Below are 17246 nucleotides of genomic sequence, written 5' to 3'. Positions count from 1 at the left end.
GTGATCTCGACGATAGGGCCGCGTTTCCGGGCCGATCGGCAGATTGCCCGGAAGGCCATCGGCAGTTTCAACTGCCGCTCACCAACAGGGTCGTCAGGCATCGAATGCGCAGACAGGACGGCCCGCCGAGGCGCTCGGGGGCGCCTCGGCGGGCTACGGGAAAATCCTTCTCGATTATCCGGCGGCGGGAATACCGGGAAAATCCGGGGACCATACGTCGTCTCGGTCCAGCGCCTCCGGCGTGTATTTCCCGAGTGCGCTGATCAGCATGCGCAGTTCGAGCGCGAGGCATTCCGCGAAGCGGATCAGTCCGGCCTGCGGGTCCTCGGCCGTCGCGAGCAGCGCCGCCCGGCCCAGGCCCACCGCGCGGGCGCCGAGCGCCAGACTCTTCACCGCCCGGCCGCCCTCCCACATCCGTCCGGAGACCAGCAGGCACGGCGGTGGCCCGGCGGCGGCGATCCGGCGCAGGCACTCCGCGAGCGGCAGGCCGACCTGGGCCGGGAACGCCTCCGGCGCCCATCCGGTGCCGCCCTCGGCGCCGTCCACGGTGACGGCGTCCGCGCCCGCCTCGGCCGCCACCCGGGCGGCCTCGGCGACGTCCCGGCCCGGGTGGAGCTTCACCCAGACCCGGGCCCGGGGGAAGTTGTTGCGCATCAGCCGGATCTGCTGGCGCAGGATCTCCGCCGTGAAGGTGCCGGGGGTGCTGGAGCGCAGCACCCGGCCGTCGCCGAACACGTCGTCGAGCCCGTAGCGGTCACCGACCCGGGCGGCCGCCTCGGCGTCCAGGACGGTCATGCCGCCGAGGCCGGGTTTGGCCCCCTGTCCGAGCTTCAGCTCGAAGGCCAGCCGCCCGGAGGCGAGGAGCGGCAGGGCCGCCGGGTCGCTGTACACGAGGTTCCACACCTCGGCGTCGGCATCCTCGGTGGACTGCTGGACCGCGACCCCGCCCCGCCCGTCCGGCAGCTCCTCCGCATAGGCGCGGAGGCGGCCGAGGAGGGCCCGGTCCGCCGCCTCGCCCTGTCTGCCGTAGCCGTTGACGGGGACGACGTTCTCGCCGATCACCATGGGCAGGCCGAGCGCGCCCGCCTGCCTGCTGAGCGCAAGGCCGAGGTCGCCGCCGGCCGCCCGGGTGGAGCCGAGCGCCGACACGTACACCGGCAGGGCGGAGGTGAAGCCGCCCAGGGCGGTCGTCAGGTCCACGTCCCGGTGGCCGGGCTCGCGGCCGAGGTCGATGAGCCGGGCGAGCCGCTGCGGCATCAGGACCGGCGGGGTGATCCGCAGCGCGTCGAGCGGGTCGCGTCCACCGTACGGCCGCGGGCCGCCGCCCTGCTCCGCGCCGTCCCCCGCGCCGAACAGGACCCGGCCGTACTCGCCGGGCGGCGGGAAGGCCGCCGCCGCGCCGGCCCGGGCGCGCCGCCGGACCTCCTCCTCGGGGAAGCCGGGGGCGGTGAGGTCGCTCACGGCGACACCACCCCGGCCAGCTTCGGGAACGCGCTGGCCTGCCAGACCCCGTCCAGCCCGGCGACGTAGCGGGTCAGCCGCTCGACGCCGATGCCGAAGCCCGCGCTGCCGGGCACGCCCTCGCGGACCAGGTCGAGGTACCAGCGGTACTTCTGCGGGTTCTCGCCGGTCTCCCGCATCCGGGTGACGATCTCCGCGTAGTCGTTGGTGCGCTGGCTGCCGCTGCACAGTTCGCCGTAGCCCTCGGCGGCGATCAGGTCGAAGTTGCGCAACAGGCCCGGCTGTTCGGGGCACTCCCGGTCGTAGAAGCCGCGCGAACCCTTGGGGTAGTCGGTGACGAAGAACGGCCGGTCCCGCTGGGCGGAGAGCAGCGCCTCGCCGTCCCAGTCGAGTTCGGCGTCGGGGCTCTGCGGGTGGCCGAGCCGCCGGAGCTCGGTGACGGCCTCGGCGTGCCGCATCCGGCCGAAGGATCCCTTCAGCAGCTCGGTGAACGCGCCGGTGTCCCGGCCGAGTTCGGCGAACTCCTTGGGCAGTTCCCGGACCGCACTGTCGACCATGTGCACCACGAGCTCCTCGACGAGCTGCACGACGTCGTCCCTGCTCGCTCCCGCGACCTCCACGTCGAGCTGGTGGAACTCGGCCAGGTGGCGGCTGGTGCCGGCGGTCTCCAGCGGCTCCAGCCGGACGTTGGGCGCGATGCAGAAGATCTTGTCGAAGGCCAGCAGCGAAGCCTGCTTGTAGAGGATGGCGCTCGTCATCAGCTTGTAGCGGTGACCGTAGAAGTCGACGTCGACCTGCTTGGAGCCGCGCGAGCCGGGGTCGGTGACCGGCCCGATGACGGGCGGGAGCAGCTCGGTGAAGCCCCGTCCGCGCAGGAACTCACGGGCGGCGAAGAGGAGCTGATGCTGGATCCGGAGCGCGCTGCGGGTGGTCGGGGTGGTCAGATGGCGTCCAGGGTCCGGGATCGGTGCGGCGGGGGCCGTGTGCCCGTCGGTGGTCATGGTGTGGTCGGTCCCAACTCTCGTCGTGGCGTGGACGTCGTGCGGGGCGGAACGGGTGTGCGTGGCGGTTCGGGCGGGCGTGGCGGGTCCGTCCGGCATTGAGGTAGGTGCGGGCGTGGCGGGCAGGCGGCCGCGGTGACCTCGGCGGTCGCGGTGGGCGCGGACGGGTCGGCGGCGCGGTCGTCGTAGGTCCGCTGCACGTGGGACAGCGCCGAGATCAGCCCGGCCGAGCCGAGGATCGGCGGACGCGGGCCGTCGGCCGCGAGGCCGGCGATCGGCATCGAGCCGACGCTCGACCAGAGCAGGCGGCCGTCGGGCGCCAGCGAGGTCCGGGCACGGCCGGCGTTGTCGGGGTGCAGGCAGTAGGGAACGTCCAGATAGCCGGCGGCGAAGGCCCTGACCAGCGCCCGGCCGACGTCCGTGTCCAGCTCCAGCACGGCGCCGATCAGCGCCCGCGCCTCCGCCTCGATACCGGTGTCGGGCACGACGGCCACGGCCGTGGCGGCGGCCGTGGTGGCGGCCGTGGCAGCGGCCGTGGCAGCGGCCGTGGCAGCGGCCGTGGCAGCGGTGCCGGGCCCGCAGGCCCTCGGCACGGCGCTCAGCGCCGGACGGGCCCGCTCGTCGGCCGCGGCCGCGGCGGCCGTCTCCAGCGCCCGGACGTTCTCCCCCACGGTCGGTATCCGGTGCGCCTCGGCGGTGGTCTTGACGATCAGCCGTGCGGCGCCGGCCCGTACCGCCAGCCGGGCCGCGTCCTCCAGCAGCAGCCGGGCCCCGCCGGGCGAGCGCGGGAAGACACCCATGTAGGCGTAGAGCACGACGTGGTGGTCGACGTCGGGCAGCAGTTCACCGGCCAGCCGGGCGAGGACGGTGAGTGCCTCCTCGTCCTGGCGCGGATCGGCCTGCTGGGCGTAGCTGAGCGAGACGGAGGTCAGCCCGTGCTGCCGGAAGAACAGCGCCTCCAGCACGCTCACCGCGATCAGCAGGCTCGGCGGACACAGCTGCCCCATCAGGCAGCCGCCGAAGGTCTCCAGATGCGGCTCGGATCCGTACTCCCGCATCGAGGCGAGCAGTTCGCAGCTCCGCCGCCAGGCGGTGACCGCCTCGCGCAGCGGGGTACGGCTGTACGGCAGGCAGTACGAGACCGGGCCGCCCTCGGTGGCGTCCAGGCCGACCGCCAGCAGTGCGCGGACGATGTGCTCGGGCATCGCCGAACCGTGCCGGACCTGCACCGGGAAGCGGGCGTCCATCACGCCCTGCAGGACCGTACGGGTGGTGTCGGCGCAATGGGTGGCGATCGGGTACCCGTTGAGGCCGACGCCCTCGGCGAGCGCGCGCCGGGCGGCGTCGAGGTCGCCGGTGCGGGTGTAGCTGTCGAGCGTGACGGTGCCGACGGTGACGGCGTCCGCGTCCCGGGTGGCCCGCAGGCCGTCGCGCATCCGCAGCGGATCGGCCATGCCCATCCGGGGCTGGACCACCAGGACGCCGGCCGCGCGGGCCCGGGCGACGAAGGCGCCGAAACCGGAAGCAGGCACGGCGCCGGCACCCGGGAGCCCGGCCGGAAGCCCGCCTGGGAGGATCGTGGGAGCGGGCGGCGCGGCGCCCGCGGGGCCACCGGTCACAGCAGCACCCCCGAACCGGCGGTCAGGGCGCGCGACCCGGATCCGGCGGGCAGCGAACCGACGAAGGACTGGAAGTCCAGCACCGAGCCGCCCTCCTCGAAGACCCCGTCGAAGCCCGCCGTCAGCAGCGCCCGCTGCCGGGCCGGAGTGCCGGAGCCGGAGATCCCGAGCTTCCCGCCGATCACGGTGGGGGTGCCGGCCAGTTCGGGGCAGGCGCGCAGCGCCTCGACCACCCGCAGCCCGTCGTGGAAGCCGTGCCCGTTGACACTGCTCAGGACGATGAGGTCGGGCTCGATCCGGCAGCACTCGGCGACCAGCAGCTCGTCGGGCACGCACGCGCCCAGGTTGGTGACCCGGTGCCCGAGTTCTTCCAGCAGCAGCTGGAGGAAGACCAGGTTCCAGGTGTGCGAGTCCGAGGCCATGGTCGTCACGATGACGTCCAGACCGGTCGGCTCGGCCTTTCCGTGCTGCTCCACGGCATGCTGCTCCACGGCGCAAACCCTCTGTGTCGGTAGGTGGTGGGGAGCCCCGGCCAGGGGCGGGGACTCCGGTGTCCGGGGGCGGGCTCGCCCGGCCGTGGACAGAACGCTAGGGAGGTTCCGGGCACCGGACCGGCAGCTCACCCGGCAGGATGCGGGCAGTATCGGCGCAGGCCGGAGCGGCGGAACGGTGCAGTGGTGGAGCGGTGGAGCGGGTCGTGGAGACGGCTCCGTGGGGCGCGGCCTCCGGACGGTCCTCAGCCGGCCGCCGCCAGCTCCGCGTACGCGCCGGTCCCGCACAGCCGCCGGCAGAGGTTCAGCACGGTGAACCGGACGCCGTCGCGGGCCGGGACGCTGCGGATCAGTCCGCTGGCCAGCAGTTCGTGCACCGCCGCGAGGCATTCCTGCGGCGGCCGGCCGCTCAGCGCGACGGCGTCCTCCCCCGACCAGTCCCCCGGTACGGCCGCGAGCCGCTCCAGCAGGTCCCGCCGGCCGAGCGTCAGCCGGTCCAGCGCGGCCCCGAGGGCCGCCCCGACGTCCGCCCGCCCGCCGAACCCGGCCGGGGGCGGCGCCAGATGGAACGGGCCGTCCGTCAGCCGCGCCACCAGCTGGCGCGGGGAGAGCACCGTCGACCAGCCCGCCACGAGCTCCAACGCCCCGGGCAGCCCGTCGAGCTGGCGGCAGATCGAGGCCACGGCCGGCGCCTCCTCGGGCTCCAGCCGGAACCCGGGCCGGAGCCGGCGCAGGTGCGAGAGCAGCAGCCGTACCGCGCCCACCTCGGCCAAGGCCACCGGGTCGTGGTCGAGTTCAGGCCCGGGGGTGGGCAGCGGGGCGAGCGGGATCACCTGCCCGCCGGACAGCGGCTGCGGCATCCGGGCGGTGATCAGCACCCGCAGGCCGGGGCAGCGGTGGAACAGCTCGTCCAGCAGGGCGGTGTCCACACCGGCGTCGGCCCCGTCCAGTACCAGCAGGGTGGGCCGGTCCCCGATCGTCCGGGCCAGTCCGGCGACCGACTGCCGGCCGCAGTCGATCCAGTGCACCGACCACCGCGAGGCGAGGTGCAGCCGTCTCGCGACCTCCAGGACCAGCCGGGTCTTGCCGACCCCGCCGAGGCCGGCGACGGTGACCAGCCGGTCGCCGTGCACGGCGAGCGCGTCGGTCAGCACCTCGACCTCCAGCTCCCGGCCGACGATGGCACCGCGGGCGACGGGCGGGGCGGTCGGTTCGTCGCGCGGCTCGTCGCCGAGCGCCTGCCGGCGGGCCGCCGCCTCGAAGCTCGACCGGTGCCGCCCCTCCAGGCGCAGGGCGTCGGCCAGCAGACGGACCGTCTCCTGCCGGGGGCGCTGCACCCGCCCGCTCTCCATGTCCCGGATCGCGCGGACGCTCAGGGTCGCGTGATCGGCGAGCACCTGCTGGGTCAGGCCGACGCGTTCGCGCCGGACCCTGAGCAGCTCTCCGAAGCCCGTCGTCGACTGCGGCGAGGTAACACCGTGCATGACTAGTCCACCTTCCGTGGGTTGGCCAAGTACCGGGGACCGAGGGGCCCGGAGACCCTGCGGCCCGCCGGGGACGGCTGCGAGCGGTGGTGACCGTCGAGCCGTGCTCCCCTTGCCGCCGATGGTCCCCGCCCGGGCTCTACGGCCGATCAACGGCGGATCACCACCCACCCGCGCGCCCGCCCGGAAACGGCCGAGCGGCCGTTGCGGACCGCAGCCGTGGTCCCCGTGGCCGCCGACGGGACTGCTCGGTGTGCGGCGGCGGGCCGTTGCGGAACGCGCGCGGAGGACTCGGGGCGGGATGAGGAGCCGCCGCAGCCTTGCCTTAGGGTGGCCTCATGGTGGGGCATTCGAGTACACGGCAGCGGCTCGTCGTCGCCTTCGTCTCCTTCGTCCTGGCGACCGCCGCGACGGTCGTGGCGGCGGCGTCGTCGACAGGTCCTGCGTCGGATGCCGGCGCGCGGCCCGCCGGCGGGTTCCAGCGGCCGCCCGAGCCGCCCAAGAAGCACGATCTGCGACTCGGCGTCTCCTACGGCGACACCCTCACGTGGAAGTCGGACGACGGCCTGGCCGCCGCCCTCAACGACGCGGTCGGGCTGGGCACCACCTGGATCCGGGTGGACCTGTCCTGGAACAACATCCAGCCGGACAGCCCGCGCACCTACCAGTGGCAGCGCTTCGACCGGATCGTGAAGGCGGCCCGCGAACGCAACCTCGACATCCTCGCCACGGTCGCCTACACCCCGGCATGGGCGCGGGCCGAGTCCTGCACGGGGCACCGTCCCACGTGCCCGCCGGCCGACCCCAGGAAGTTCGCCGCGTTCGCGAAGCTCGCCGCCCTGCGCTACGCGCCCCAGGGCGTGCACACGTGGGAGATCTGGAACGAGCCCAACCTCCCCCAGTTCTGGTACCCCAAGCCCGACGCGAAGGCGTACACCACCCTGCTCGGCTCCACCGCCGCCGCGCTGCGCGAAGCCGACCCGACGGCGTACGTGCTCATGGGCGGCCTGGCCGCCGTCGGCACCTGGGAGTCCATCAAGTACGTCTCCCATCTGGACTTCCTGGAACAGGTCTGCCGGCTCGGCGGGAACAAGGTGGTGGACGCGCTCAGCTACCACCCCTACGCCTGGCCCCAGCTGCCGCACGACGGCAAGGTCTTCACGGAGATCAGCAGCGCCGGGGAGAACCTGGTCGGTGTCGCCGAGCGGCACGGGACGCCCGGCATGCCGGTGTGGCTGACGGAGACGGGCGCGCCGACCAACGGTCCCGGCAACCCGGCCGCCGACGAGAAGTCCCGGGCGGAGAACATCACGCACGTCAGCGAGGAGTTCCAGGCGCGGATCGCCACCGACACCGTGCCGACCGCCGCCAAGGACAAGTACGTGGCCGCCGCCTTCTGGTTCGCCCATCAGGACACGGCCACCGGCAACGACAAGAGCCATTCCAAGTACTACGGGCTGCGCCGCTACGACGGTTCCGCGAAGCCCGCCTTCGCCGCGCTCCGGGCCGCCATCGAGGAGTACGCGAAGAAGCAGCCCCGGTAGCGGCGTGCCGCGCCGGGTGCGGCACGCCGGTCACAGCGAGCGGAACAGGTCCGTGTACCGGGCCAGGAGGCCGTCCCAGGCGAACCGCTCGCGTGCGGCACGCAGCCCCGCCTCGCCCAGCCGGTCCGCCAGCGCACCGTCCTGAAGGATCCGCCGGCAGGCGCCCGCCAGGGCGCCGGGGTCGCCGGGCGGCACCAGCAGACCGGTCCGCCCGTCCTCGACGACGTACGGGATGCCGCCGACCCGCGAGCCCACCACCGGGGTGCCGCAGGCCATCGCCTCGACGAGCACCATGCCGAACGACTCCGCCTCGGTGACGGAGGGCAGGACCAGCACCGCCGCCTCGCGGACCGCCCGGACCAGGTCGGGCCCGGTCAGTTCACCGGAGGCGGTGACCCGGTCCGCGAGGCCGAGGGACGCGGCCAGGGCGAGCTGGTCCGCGACCGCGTCGCCGCCGCCGACCAGGCGCAGCCGGGCACCGGGTACCTCGTCCAGGGAGCGGACGAGGACGTCGACCCCCTTCCAGGCGGAGGACCGGTCGATGCGGCCGACGTAGAGGAGCGTCGGCGGGCGGGTGGAGGGCGGCGGGCCCGGCGTGAAACGGCCGGTGTCGACGCCGGGGCTGATCTCCAGGGCTCCGGGCCGCCCGGCGGCCAGGGAGACGGGGGACACGGCGACGAGGGCGCGGGCCCGGCCGAACACCCGGGGCAGGACCCGGCGTTCGTAGAGGCCGATGAGGCGGTCCGCGGCGCCGGTGCCGGGGCCGCCCTTGAGCATCGAGCCGGCGTGGTAGGTGAGCACGGCCGGGCGGCGGCCCGCCACGGCCACGGCGATGTCGCCGAGCCCCGGCACGGGGGCGTGGGCGTGGACCACGTCGGCGCCCGTACGGCGCAGCCAGTACCGCAGCTGGAGCGGCCACAGGGGGCTCAAGGGGGTGTTGGAGAGCCGGAACCAGGAGCCGAGCCGGACCACCCGCACGCCGTCCTCCAGGCTCGTACGGGTGCGCAGCCCGGGTCCGCTGGTGATGACGACGGCGTCGAGACCGGGCGCTTCGTGCACGGCCCGGGCGACCCGGGCCGCGTACTGCTCGACGCCCCCGAGGTGTGGCGGGTAGTAGGGGGTGACGACGGCCACCGTGCGGGGGTTCACAGCGCGGCCCGCAGCAGGCCGGGGAAGCCTTCGGCCTCGGCGATGTAGCCGGCCAGGCGGCGTCGCAGCTGCTCGCGGTAGCCGGAGTCGTCCTGGAGCAGCGGTGCGACCAGTGCCCAGAGCCGGGGGTGGGTGACGTCCTCGATGGCCAGCACGTGGGCCCCGAGGCCGAGGTCGGCCATGATGCCGCGGGTCTTGTGCTCGTACTCGATGGCCACGCAGGGCACTCCGCTGGTCAGGGAGAAGATCACCGAATGGAAGCGGGTGCCGATCAGCAGGGCGCACTCGCGGTAGACGCCCTTGAGATCGCGGTAGTCCACCCGGTCCTCGATCAGCAGGGGCGCCGCGGTGCAGTGGGCGGCGATCCGGCGTTCCACGATGCGGTCGTCGTCGCTCAGGTAGTCGGTGCTGACCTGCGGGATCAGCACGACACGCGCTCCGGTGGCCTGGACGGCGTCGATCGTGGCGGCCAGGGCCCGTTCGTACGCGTCCTGGGCGGCCGGGGCCAGCCAGCGCCTGGCCGTGACCCCGACCAGCCGCTGCTGCGGGGTGATGCCGAGCCGGGCCCGCCAGTCGGAGGACGGCGGCGGGTCGAACGCGAAGCCCGAGTCGACGCCCCGGGTGACGGCCTCCTCGGGCAGGCCGCAGCCGCGCAGCTGGGCCACGCTGACGTCCTCGCGGGCCAGGACGAGCGGGGACCGGCCCAGGGCGCGGGCGACCAGGCGCCGCTGGAGGGAGGAGGGGAACGGCCCGTAGGACTGCGGGGCGAAGACGACGGGCACGCCGGCACGCTGGGCGAGCAGCACCGGCAACAGGACGAAGAAGACGTTCTGGTGGCCGTCGAGCCCGGGGCGGGCCAGGACGTATCCGCCTCCGGTGGATACCACCAGGTCGGCGCCGGCCAGGGCGTCCGCCTCGCGCCGGGCCTCGGCGGGCAGGACCCCGCGCAGGAGCGCGGCCGCGGACCGGGGCAGCAGCAGGAGGCCGGCGGAGACCGCGCCGACGTACACCTTCCGCAGGATCCGGCGGGAACGCGAAGCGGTGCCGTCGGCGACGTGGCGGCGGATCGAGCCGAGGTTCGGGGCGTCCTCGAATGCGGGGTGGACGGCGGGGTCCTCCATGCCGGCGACGCGGACGTCGGCGCCGGGGAACGCCTCGCGGACCTGTCGCAGGCAGACGGAGAGCAGCGCGGCGTCGCCGGCGTTCTCCCGGACGTAGGCGTTGATCACCACGATCTTCACGGGCGGTACCTCTCGGCAGGTGTGGCGGCGGACGGCGCGGCGGAGGACGGCGGATCCGGGGCCGTCGGCCCGGGCAGGCGCACGGCGCGCAGTTGGAGGGTGTCGACGGGGGACCAGCCCGGTCCGGGGTCGAGGTCCGGCTCCGGCGGGCGGGGGGCGGAGGGCCGGCCGCGCAGCAGGGCGACGGTGGCGAACAGGCCGGCGGCCAGGTTGCCGATGCCCCAGGCGCAGCCGACCCAGACCAGCCCGTGCGGCGCCCACCACACGGCCAGGCCGATGGTGGTGCACGCGAGGACGGTGTTGGCGGCGATGAGCTGCTTCATCCGCCGGGCCAGCTTCAGCCCGAAGCACGCCCAGGTGTTGAGGGCCACGGCGAGGGCGGCGAGGGCGAGCACCCTGAGCAGTCCGCTCGCGGCGGCGGTGTAGCCGCCGCCGAACAGCAGCAGGAGCAGCCCGCTGCCGGCCGCGACGACGGTGACGGCGGGGACCTGCACCGTGGCGATGATCTTCGCGGAGCGGCGCAGGAGTTCACCGAACCGGGACGGGTCGGAGGAGACCTCGGCGAAGACGGCCTCGCCGACGGCGGTGGAGACGGAGTTCAGGAGGGCGGCGATCTGGAAGGCGACGAAGTAGTAGCCGGCTTCGGCGGCGCCCAGCTTCTGGAGCACGATGAGCGGAGTGACCAGGACGGGCGCCAGGTTGATCAGGCTGGAGACGTAGCTGGCGACGGAGAAGCGCAGTTGCTCGCGCAGCCGGGTGCCCCGGGAGCGGAAGTCGAAGCGGAAGCCGAGGCGGCGCCGGAGCAGCAGCAGGGCCGCGGCGCCGGCCACCGCGTAGCCGATGCCCGCCGAGCCGAGGATTCCGGCCGCGCCGAACCCGACCAGGGCGACGGGCGCGGCGAGTTTGGCGAGGCCTTGGAGGATCCCGTCGGACAGCACGTTGTACTGCGCCATGCGGGCGCTGATGAAGACCGACTTGGCCAGGAGGTTCAGCGAGGCGCAGGCGCAGGACAGGACGAAGAGGGCGGCGAGGTGCGCGTGGTCGCGGACGAACAGCAGCTTGTGCCCGTACCAGGGCAGCCCCAGCAGGTAGATCCCGGCGGCGGCGCAGGAGACCAGCAGCACCAGGGCGGTGGACTGGGTGATCTGGCCGTTGCGGGCCCTGCCCTCGGCGGGGAAGCGGATCAGGGTGCTGTTGAGGCCGAGCATGCTGAGGTAGGAGAGCAGCGAGGTCGCGGAGATCAGCGAGGTGGCCAGCCCGACCTGCTCGGGCGGGTAGAAGCGGGCCACGACCACCCAGAAGAGGAAGCTCAGCCCGGCGGTCGTGACCGTGGACGCCAGCAGGAAGAACGAACTCCGGAACATCTGGTCCGCGGGCCGGGCGTGCTTACCCACGGCCGGCGTCCCCGTAGTGCCCGAGCAGCTCGGTCACGTGCCGGTCCCAGCCGAAGGACGCCTCGGCGAACGCGCGGGCGGCGGATCCCGTCGCCGCCCGCCCGGCGGGGTCCGCGACCAGGCCGTCGAGCGCGGCGCGCAGCGCGGGGACGCTGCGGGGCACGAGCAGGGCGACCTCGCGGTCCAGGCCGTACGGGGCGTATCCGGGGTCGTCGGTCGTGACGACCGGCAGGCCCGAGGCCATGGCCTCCTGGACGGTCAGCGGGAAGCCCTCGGCGGTGGAGGGCAGGGCGAACACGTCGCACGCGCGGTAGGCGTCGGCGAGGTCCTCGGCGGACAGGGAGCCGAGGTGGTGGACACCGGAGCGTCCGGCGAGGGCCGCGGCGTCCCCGTCACCGGCGAGGACGAGGTCGTATGCGGCGTCGCCGGCGTGGGCGTCGAGGAGGAGGTCGTACCCCTTCTTGGGGACGAGCCGGCCCGCGAAGAGCACGAGGGTGCGTCCGGCCGGCAGGCCGAGCCGCGCCCGGGCCGCGGCGCGCTCCGCGGCGTCGGCGGCCGGCCGGAACAGGCCGGTGTCCACGCCGTTGGCGAGGTGGTGGCAGGCCTCGGCGCGGGCGCCGAGCCGTTGGACGAACGCGGCGACGTCGGCGTTGACGGTGAGCACCCGGCGGGCGCGGCGGAGCTGGGGCCGGCCCGCGACGGCGTAGACGGCCCGCTGGACGGCGCGGACGAGGGCCGAGGGGTGCGCCACCATGCCGACGTGCTGGGTCACCACGGTGGGGGTGCGGGTGACGGCCGCGGCGAGTCCGGCCGCCCAGGAGGAGGCGTAGAGGCAGTCGTGGACGTGGACGACGTCGGCGTGCCGGGCCCAGCGCAGGGCGGCGGGCAGCAGGGCCGGGGAGAACAACGGGAAGGGGACGCCCGACCGGCGCTCCACCACGTTGGACGCGGCGACGCGGACGACGCGGACGCCGTCTTCGTGGTGGATCCCGGCGTGGTCGCCGCTGGTGAGGACGGTGACCTCGGCGCCGTGCCGGGCGAGGTGGAGCGCTTCGTTGCGGACGACGTTCTCGATGCCGCCCAGGTGCGGCGGGTAGTAGTGGCTGACGAGCAGGACCCGGGGCCGGCGCCGGACGTGGTTCATCGGTAGACCACCGCCCCTTCGTTGCTGTAGATCAGGTTGCGTGTGGTGTCGAGGAGGTTGCGCGGGTACCGGTACGTCACGAGGTCGCCCCGGAAGAACACGGTGACCTCGTCCTTGCGGGTCGGCGTGGACCCGAGCAGGACGTAGGACTGGGACCGCAGCAGCGCGGGATGGACGCTGTCCTGCGTGCGGACGGTGAAGAGGGTCTGCAGACGGCTGAAGGAGTACCGGTCGGTCTGTACGACTACGTCGTCGCCCGCAGCCCGCTGGTTGAGCCACATGGCGGCCCTGCGGTCCTCGGCGTGCGGGTAGTAGATGTCGTAGGCAGGACCGGAGTTGCTGAGGGCGAGCTGCGCGGGGTAGCCGCCGAGTGCCTTGGGGACGGCCCCGGTCAGGTCGAGCAGCAGACCGGCGACGAGGACGCACAGCACGGGGAGGGCGCGGCGTCCGGCCCGCCGCACCGCCCACAGGGCGCCGGCGGCGATGAACGGGGCGAAGAACAACAGGCCCTGCTGGAAGGCGCGGAGCACGCTGTAGTCGACCGACAGCTGCGGCACCAGGGTGAACAGGCCCATCATCGCGAGGGCGCCCACCGTGAGGGTGATCTGGTCACGGACGGGCGCGAACGGGCTGCCGCGGCCGCGCAGGGCGATCACGAACCCGACCAGGACCAGGACCTGGAGCAGCAGGGCGGCGGCCTGCCGGAGCACCCCGTTGAGGGCGGGCACGCTCAGGCCGGCGGTGTCCAGTGCCCGGCCGACGGAGGTGAGCGGCAGGTTCTCCTTCTCGGCCACGGGCGTGGGGTACTTCGCGAGGGCGTCCAGCGGCAGGTACTTGCCCTCGGCCCGGTCGGCACCGGTGTAGCCGATGGTGTCCTCGCGGTATTCGGCGAGCCGCTCCTCGGGGGTGACCCCGGCGCCGCCGAAGAGGCTGTAGCGGGTGTCGGAGGAGCCTCCGCGGGCGTCGCCGGACCCGAACAGGTCGCTCGCGACGACGCGCAGTGTGCTTTCGAGCTGGCCGCCGGTGTGGGTGAGGGGGCCGGCCCAGAGCAGGGCGAGAACGGCCGGTACGGCCACGGTCCACCAGGTCAGGAACGTCCGCGTCCGGCCCTTGCCGACGGCGCGGTGCGTACGGGCGCGGCCCGGCCGGGAGGCCAGCCGCCAGACCTTGTCCACGGTGAACGCGGTCGCCAGGGTGCCGACGATCACGTAGATCGTCGAGTAGTGGGACAGGACCACTCCGGCGAGGAGCACGGTGAACACCGCGCGCCGCAGGGGCAGCGGGCGCCGGGAATCCGTCAGGACGAGCATCGCGCAGGCCAGGAGCAGGAAGGCGATGGCCTGCCGGCCCAGGAACGGCATGTCGGTGAAGAAGGTCGGGAACGCCATGAAGAACACGGCGGAGAGCAGCGCCACGAGCGGGGACGCCACATTGCGCACCGCGCGGTGGACCAGCACCGGGGTCAGGGCGAAGAGCAGCGGCAGGACGGCCTTGAAGACGTAGATGTCCTCGATGCCCGTGAGCCGGAAGATGCTCACCGGGAGCAGGGTGATGCTCAGGCACGCGTTGTACGGGTCGGTGTAGGCGGAGATGTCCCAGAAACCGCCGCCGAGGGTGAGGCGGAAGTAGAGGTACTCGCGCTGGATGTCGTGCCCGGTGATGTACCAGCCGCGCAGGGAGGTGAGCAGCAGCAGGGTGGCGGAGGCGGCGTAGATGCCGGCCTCCAGGACGATCGGGGAGCAGCGTGCGTGGCGAAGCAGCAGGAGGACGACCAGCGCCGTGACGACGACCAGGGCGGCCGTGCTGACGGCTCCGCCCAGGCCGTTGTTGAGCCTGATCGGGCCGGCCACGGAGAGCAGCAGCGCGACTGCGGCCACCCAGGCCACCGGGCGGGCGCCGCTCAGGGGTGCGCCGCGCAGGAGGGGCCGTGGTGACTGGGGGGCGAGGATTCCGAGGACGAGCAGCACGAGGGTGGTCGCCGAGGCCAGCACCAGTCGGGTCAGGGGCCGTTCGACGCCGAGCAGCGGAAGCACGGTGTTGACGCCCAGCGCCACGAGGATGTCGAGGAGCACGGCGAGGCCGGCCGCCAGCAGGAGGGAGCCACTGCGGGTGGAGACCACCTTGTCGGTGAGACCGCGCAGCAGCAGGACGGGCGCGGCGAAGAGCAGCCACAGGCCGACCGGCGCGAGCAGGAGGGCGGGGACCCCGGGCAGCGTCTCGACGGCGCAGGCGGGGCCGAGGCTCAGCAGGACGCCGAGCCGTCCGCGCAGCCAGGTGGGCGCCTTCATATCCCTGCCTTCCGGTACACGAGCTCCACCTGTCGGGTGACTTCCTCCCAGGTGTGGCGGCGGGCCCGCTCGGCGCTGCGGCCGGCCAGCCGGCCGCGCAGGGCGGGATCGGACGCCAGGCGGTCCACGGCGGCGGCGAGCGACGCCGGGTCCGGTGCGGCCAGGAGGCCGACGCCGTGCAGCAGTTCCGTGTTGCCGGGGACATCGGTGGCCAGGACGGGCAGGGCGGCGGCCATGGCCTCCAGCGCGGCGAGGGGCATGCCCTCGCGGTCGGAGGGCAGGACGAAGGCGTCGGCGTCCGCGTAGGCGGCGAGGAGGTCCTCGTCGTACAGGGGCCCGGTGAACTCCACGCGCTCGCCGAGGCCGAGTGCGGCGGCGCGGGCCCGCAGGTCGGCGTCGAGTTCGCCGCCGCCGACGACGCGGAGCCTGAGCGGGGATTCGGCCAGGCTGATCGCGTCGAGCAGGCGCGCGATGTTCTTCTGGGCGCTGAGGCGGCCGACGTAGAGCAGCCGCAGGGGCCGGGGGGTGGCGGTCTCGGTGGCCGCGACGACCGGAGGGGCGGCAGGGGCGGGCGCGGGACGGAAGAACTCCGGGCCGACTCCGTTGGGCACCACGTGCACGCGCGCGGGCGGCACCCGGTAGGCCTCCTCGACGAAGCGGGCCTGCTGTTCGGTCAGCACGATGACCGCCGCGGCGGCGCGGGCGACGCGTCCGAAGACGTGCTTCTTGTAGGCGGGCAGGAGTCCGCCGAGGCGCCCGCTGGCGTCCACGTCGAGGTGGAAGTGGAGTACGAACGGCTGCCGGCGCAGCCGGGCGGCCAGTGCCACGGTCTCCGGCAGCAGGGCGTGCGCGCAGTGCGCGTGGAGCACGGCGCCGCGCGGCGCGGCCAGGAGCGAGCCGAGGAGCCCGGGCGCGATGGCGGTGTGGGCGAACTCGGTGGCGCGGTGCCTGCGCACGCTGACGCCGTCCTCCCGGGCCCGCCGCGGCGCGCCGCCGGAGCCGAGCGTGGTGGTGACGACGCGGACGTCGTGGCGTGCGGCGAGGCAGCGCGACAGGTGCAGCACGACGCGCTCGAGGCCGCCGAGGTGCGGGGGGTAGTACGGGGTGATCTGGAGAACGGTGCGCATCAGAGTTCCGGGGGCCGGCCGAAGCGGAAGTGAAGGGTCTGGGGGTGCCCGGTGAGCGAGACCCGGACCAGGGCGACGTCGGTCCCCTTGGCGCGGATCCGCGCCGTGACCGGGACCGCGGCGCCCTGGTGGGGTTCGACGGGGTAGGTCTCGGTCGCCAGCACGTTGCCGTTCGCAGCCTCCACGGTGAGCGTCGCGACCAGCGACCGGGCGCCGGAGCCGTGGTCGTTCACCGCGAAGGGAACGAGGACGCTCGCTCCGTCGAAGCGCGGGTTCTCGGTGAAGTAGAGCTCGATGTAGGCGGCTTGCCGGCGGGTGAACGAGTCCAGCAGGACCGTTCGCACGGGCGGCAGCGACCAGGCCGCCGCGCACAGGCCGGCCGCCAGCGCGAACACCAGGGCCGCTCGGATCAGACGCTTCCTCATGCCGGGGTGTGCCGCCGTTCGTAGCGCGCGGGGCGCTCTGCGGCGGGCCGGCGGAAGCGGTGCTCGAAGAGCTGGCGCAGGTTGGCCATCCCGTCGGGCAGCGCGTTGAGCTTCACCTCGCCCTGGCGGTTGCGGTACTCGATGGGCACTTCGAGGTACCGGTAGCCGGCCAGGGTCGCGGCGTTCTTGATCTCCTGGGAGAAGGCCATGCCCGTCGACTTCACGTCCACGCCGTCCCAGACATAGCGCCGGAAGACCCACATGCCGGACTGCGAGTCGCGCAGTCCGTTGCGGAACAGGGCCCGGCTCAGGGCGCTCAGCGCGTAGTTGGCGACGGTGTGGGACCGCTTCATCGCCGAGCGGTTCTCGCGGCGGAGCCGGTTGGTCGTCATGAACTCGACGTCGGCCTCCGCCAAGGTGCCCAGCAGCTCGGGCAGGGAGTCGAAGGGGTAGGTGCAGTCGGCGTCGCCGGTCGCTATGACATCACCCTTGGCCGCGCGGAACCCGGCGTGGTAGGCGTTGCCGTACCCCCGCTCCGGCTGGGACACGACGGTGGCGCCGAGCGCGGCGGCCACCGCGGCGGTGTCGTCGGTGGAGGCGTTGTCGACGATGATGACCTCGGTCTCCCAGCCCAGAGCGCGGAGCGCGCTCGTGGGCACCGAGTTGACGACGGTGGGCAGGTTGGGCGCTTCGTTGAGCGCCGGAATCACGACGGAAAGCGTATTCAATTCATCCCCCGGTACCGGACCAGAACGGCGGCCGTGCGAGCGCCGCGGCAACTGAGGGCCTTCACATCGTGGAGTCTCGGCCGCACACGTCGAGCCGGGCGGTCTGCTGGGTGCTTGTGCTGTGGACGTCAACCCGGCATCCGGGCCAGC

Annotated in this window: 14 protein-coding genes; 1 reads left to right on the top strand and 13 read right to left on the bottom strand. The window is 74.0% G+C overall.

The window, feature by feature from the left end:
• Nucleotides 1–174 precede the first annotated feature (174 nt).
• The 5 genes from AAT21_RS11395 to AAT21_RS11375 form a co-directional block, all read right to left on the bottom strand.
• Nucleotides 175–1461 (bottom strand): glutamate synthase-related protein, encoded by a 1287-nt coding sequence (locus AAT21_RS11395; protein ID WP_046776523.1) that lies wholly within the window; start codon nt 1459–1461, stop codon nt 175–177.
• Complete coding sequence (locus tag AAT21_RS11390; protein ID WP_046776522.1) at nt 1458–2462, bottom strand: asparagine synthetase A; 1005 nt, start codon at nt 2460–2462, stop codon at nt 1458–1460. Before AAT21_RS11390 ends, AAT21_RS11395 begins: the two co-directional genes overlap by 4 nt.
• The gene (locus AAT21_RS11385; protein WP_063838084.1) at nt 2459–3994 is read right to left on the bottom strand and encodes a methylaspartate mutase; all 1536 of its coding nucleotides are present in this window, start codon (nt 3992–3994) and stop codon (nt 2459–2461) included. The genes AAT21_RS11390 and AAT21_RS11385 overlap by 4 nt, the downstream gene beginning before the upstream one ends.
• A gap of 83 nt (nt 3995–4077) precedes the next feature.
• Nucleotides 4078–4572, bottom strand: a complete 495-nt coding sequence (locus tag AAT21_RS11380) for a cobalamin B12-binding domain-containing protein (protein WP_046776521.1) — start codon at nt 4570–4572, stop codon at nt 4078–4080.
• Between the two features lie 245 nt (nt 4573–4817).
• The gene (locus tag AAT21_RS11375) at nt 4818–6056 is read right to left on the bottom strand and encodes a helix-turn-helix domain-containing protein (RefSeq protein ID WP_046776520.1); all 1239 of its coding nucleotides are present in this window, start codon (nt 6054–6056) and stop codon (nt 4818–4820) included.
• A 338-nt stretch (nt 6057–6394) separates the two neighbouring features.
• On the opposite strand from AAT21_RS11375, the gene AAT21_RS11370 reads away from it, so the two are divergent.
• Nucleotides 6395–7600: a cellulase family glycosylhydrolase gene (locus AAT21_RS11370; protein ID WP_046776519.1), complete on the top strand. Its 1206-nt coding sequence runs from the start codon at nt 6395–6397 to the stop codon at nt 7598–7600.
• A gap of 30 nt (nt 7601–7630) precedes the next feature.
• On the opposite strand, the gene AAT21_RS11365 is transcribed toward AAT21_RS11370, so the two are convergent.
• Genes AAT21_RS11365 through AAT21_RS11330 form a run of 8 tightly spaced genes read right to left on the bottom strand, consistent with a single transcriptional unit; the run spans nt 7631 to nt 17078 of the window.
• Nucleotides 7631–8749, bottom strand: a complete 1119-nt coding sequence (locus tag AAT21_RS11365; protein WP_046776518.1) for a glycosyltransferase family 4 protein — start codon at nt 8747–8749, stop codon at nt 7631–7633.
• A complete protein-coding gene (locus tag AAT21_RS11360; protein WP_046776517.1) occupies nt 8746–9990 on the bottom strand; it encodes a polysaccharide pyruvyl transferase family protein in 1245 nt (414 codons plus the stop codon). The genes AAT21_RS11365 and AAT21_RS11360 overlap by 4 nt, the downstream gene beginning before the upstream one ends.
• Nucleotides 9987–11384, bottom strand: coding sequence for a lipopolysaccharide biosynthesis protein (locus AAT21_RS34395; RefSeq protein WP_052757708.1), 1398 nt, complete (start codon nt 11382–11384; stop codon nt 9987–9989). The genes AAT21_RS11360 and AAT21_RS34395 overlap by 4 nt, the downstream gene beginning before the upstream one ends.
• On the bottom strand, nt 11377–12528 hold the full coding sequence (locus AAT21_RS11350) for a glycosyltransferase family 4 protein (protein ID WP_046776516.1): 1152 nt from the start codon (nt 12526–12528) through the stop codon (nt 11377–11379). The genes AAT21_RS34395 and AAT21_RS11350 overlap by 8 nt, the downstream gene beginning before the upstream one ends.
• Nucleotides 12525–14816: a DUF2206 domain-containing protein gene (locus AAT21_RS11345; protein WP_046776515.1), complete on the bottom strand. Its 2292-nt coding sequence runs from the start codon at nt 14814–14816 to the stop codon at nt 12525–12527. The genes AAT21_RS11350 and AAT21_RS11345 overlap by 4 nt, the downstream gene beginning before the upstream one ends.
• A complete protein-coding gene (locus AAT21_RS34390) occupies nt 14813–15943 on the bottom strand; it encodes a glycosyltransferase family 4 protein (RefSeq protein ID WP_052757707.1) in 1131 nt (376 codons plus the stop codon). Before AAT21_RS34390 ends, AAT21_RS11345 begins: the two co-directional genes overlap by 4 nt.
• Nucleotides 15943–16368, bottom strand: a complete 426-nt coding sequence (locus AAT21_RS11335; protein WP_157879664.1) for a hypothetical protein — start codon at nt 16366–16368, stop codon at nt 15943–15945. The genes AAT21_RS34390 and AAT21_RS11335 overlap by 1 nt, the downstream gene beginning before the upstream one ends.
• Nucleotides 16365–17078, bottom strand: coding sequence for a glycosyltransferase family 2 protein (locus AAT21_RS11330; protein ID WP_052757706.1), 714 nt, complete (start codon nt 17076–17078; stop codon nt 16365–16367). Before AAT21_RS11330 ends, AAT21_RS11335 begins: the two co-directional genes overlap by 4 nt.
• Between the last annotated feature and the right edge of the window lie 168 nt (nt 17079–17246).

It is taken from the genome of Streptomyces yangpuensis (assembly GCF_001005295.1).
Lineage (GTDB): Bacteria > Actinomycetota > Actinomycetes > Streptomycetales > Streptomycetaceae > Streptomyces > Streptomyces yangpuensis.
The sequence above is the reverse complement of the archived record's forward strand: the minus strand, read 5'-3'. Positions and strand labels throughout refer to the sequence as shown.

Excerpts from the sequence above, each read along its gene's own strand:
- AAT21_RS11390 (WP_046776522.1), bottom strand. The coding sequence starts at position 2,462 with ATGACCACCGACGGGCACACGGCCCCCGCCGCACCGATCCCGGACCCT.
- AAT21_RS11375 (WP_046776520.1), bottom strand. The coding sequence starts at position 6,056 with ATGCACGGTGTTACCTCGCCGCAGTCGACGACGGGCTTCGGAGAGCTG.
- AAT21_RS11370 (WP_046776519.1), top strand. The coding sequence starts at position 6,395 with ATGGTGGGGCATTCGAGTACACGGCAGCGGCTCGTCGTCGCCTTCGTC.
- AAT21_RS11350 (WP_046776516.1), bottom strand. The coding sequence starts at position 12,528 with ATGAACCACGTCCGGCGCCGGCCCCGGGTCCTGCTCGTCAGCCACTAC.
- AAT21_RS11345 (WP_046776515.1), bottom strand. The coding sequence starts at position 14,816 with ATGAAGGCGCCCACCTGGCTGCGCGGACGGCTCGGCGTCCTGCTGAGC.
- AAT21_RS34390 (WP_052757707.1), bottom strand. The coding sequence starts at position 15,943 with ATGCGCACCGTTCTCCAGATCACCCCGTACTACCCCCCGCACCTCGGC.
- AAT21_RS11335 (WP_157879664.1), bottom strand. The coding sequence starts at position 16,368 with ATGAGGAAGCGTCTGATCCGAGCGGCCCTGGTGTTCGCGCTGGCGGCC.